The organism is Undibacterium sp. Di27W (genome assembly GCF_049340345.1).
Taxonomy (GTDB): Bacteria; Pseudomonadota; Gammaproteobacteria; order Burkholderiales; family Burkholderiaceae_D; genus Undibacterium.
On record NZ_JBMPOS010000058.1, the window covers coordinates 1 to 2,167 of the forward strand.

Consider the following 2,167-nt stretch of genomic DNA (forward strand, 5'->3'; position numbering starts at 1 on the left):
TTCTACGCCAGCAGCAGCGACAGAAGCCAAGCCTGAAACAGGCAAAGCGACCAAGCATACGAAACATTCCAAAGCTGAAAAGCCTGCGAAAAAAGACATGAAAGCGGACGATGCCAAGGCAGCACCGGCAGCATCAAAATAAACCGCTAAGCCCGCGCCCTTGTGATGAGGGTCGCATCTGAAAAAATCGACGTTCTATTCATCTGGATAGAGCGTCGATTTTTTTTTGTCTGTTGATAAAGTGTTTTACATAGCAAAGTGCTTTACTAAAATCAAGAGCAAGAATCTCACCACAGAGATACAGCCCCGTAGGGTGCGTTGTAACGCACCGTTTTTTTTCGATTCACGCAACACAATAAACATGACATGCTGGCGAACGAATATCGTTTTTTTGATTCGCTGAATTTCAATTCGTCTCATTATTTTGACGCCATACCGGTGCGTTATAACGCACCCTACTTTTATGTAGCCCGTGTAGGTACGATTAGCGCAGCGTAATCGTACGCATGGTAAGCGTCACTTTCTATTATGATTGAAAGGCGTGGCAGTTTTGTAGGGTGCGTTGTAACCCACCATTTTTTTGACGATCTACACAACACAATCAACATGCCATGCTCGCGAACGAATATCGTTTTTCTGATTCGTCAATTTGACATTCGTCTCAATATGTTGACGCCAAGACGGTGCGTTATAACGCACCTTACTTTTCTACAGAGCGATGCCACCCCAGATGTCCACGTGCCATCTTGCGTATAATATTCAGCCAAGGCTTATTCAAGGACTACGACAATGAGAGCAACTCTTGGTACACCCTATCAGCAAGACCCTTATCTGGATTATCCGGCAGAAGAACAGGCTGCATCGCTGCAGGCAAACCCGGCATTGCTGGAGCACTGGCTCAAGGGCTGGGCACTGGCACGCGGCACTCCCCTGCCTGTCGCCGAGCATGGTGGCTGGCGTGTCGATGTAGGCTGGCCTGAGCAAAAAGCACGCTACGTCTTCCCTGGCATGCTGCCTGGCATTGCCGACCTGGCCCACAGCATCAGCGAGCCCTGGGTTTTCTTGAAAGCCTGCATGTCGCCCGCCGCGCTCAGGGCCATCTTGCCTGCGCACTGGGTCATACAACGCCCTGGTTACCTGATGACACTGGCAACCCGCATGCCTGAGGCAAACGCTTTGCCAGCAGGCTATGCACTCGATATCACACTGGCGCAGCCCATGTGTACCGTACAGGTATTGACGGCGGATGGAGAAGTCGCGGCATCTGGCCGCATCGTGCTTGTGGATGGCTTGGCCATCTATGACAACATCGCCACCCAGGTCGCCCACCAGCGACGCGGCCTGGGGCGCGTGGTGATGACGCAACTGGAAGCCATCGCCACACAACATGGTATAAAAGATGGCGTGCTGGTAGCTACACCCGAAGGGCGCGCCTTGTACACCAGCCTGGGTTGGGACTTGCATACACTCTATAGCACCGCCGTCATCCCGCCATTGCATGAGGGGTAGTACTGCAGACGATGAGCAAGACCAAAGAGCGCATCACAGAGACACGGAGAGAAATCAAATTCTCATATCAACATTAAGAACATCCAACCCGTAAGGTGCGTTATAACGCACCATGCCAACGCCCCATATTTTCTCTACATTGCGTGATCAAAAAGCCGGTGCGTTATAACGCACCCTACTGCCTGTCCAGGATGGATGTTCATATTGCACATGCGTCTCTGTGGTGAGATTCCTGGAATGGTGCGCATGGCGCATCCCCCTGATCGTTATAAACAGCGATCTGCAGGAGCGGCTTCAGCCGCGAAGATGGGCCGTGGTGTACATTCGCGGCTAAAGCCGCTCCTACGGGCATGTACGTTATCGGCCATGATGCAGCGATATTGATTAACCAGTAGGGTGCGCCGTGCGCATCGGGTTTTATTTACTTCATGGCGCTAAATGCAAAAAACGAGGTGCCATCCAAGCGGACAGCGCCTCGTTTTTTATTACCCCTCATGATCAGGGGCAGTTTGCTACTTACTTCGATGCGGCGCTGGCAGAAGCGGCAGCAGATGCTGGTTTGCCTGCTTCTTTCTTGCCATGCTTTTCATGTTTCTCATGCTTGGCTGTTTTCTCTGCCACTGGTGTTGCAGGTTTAACTTCTGTTGCTGGCGTAGAT

At 51.6% G+C, this 2,167-nt stretch carries 1 protein-coding gene; it reads left to right on the plus strand.

Annotated features, from left to right (window positions below; translation table 11 throughout):
• Positions 1–789 precede the first annotated feature (789 nt).
• Positions 790–1,509 carry a GNAT family N-acetyltransferase gene (locus ACO0LF_RS31175; protein ID WP_423021252.1) on the plus strand — a complete coding sequence of 240 codons (720 nt, stop codon included), beginning with the start codon at positions 790–792 and terminating at the stop codon, positions 1,507–1,509.
• Positions 1,510–2,167: the final 658 nt, after the last annotated feature.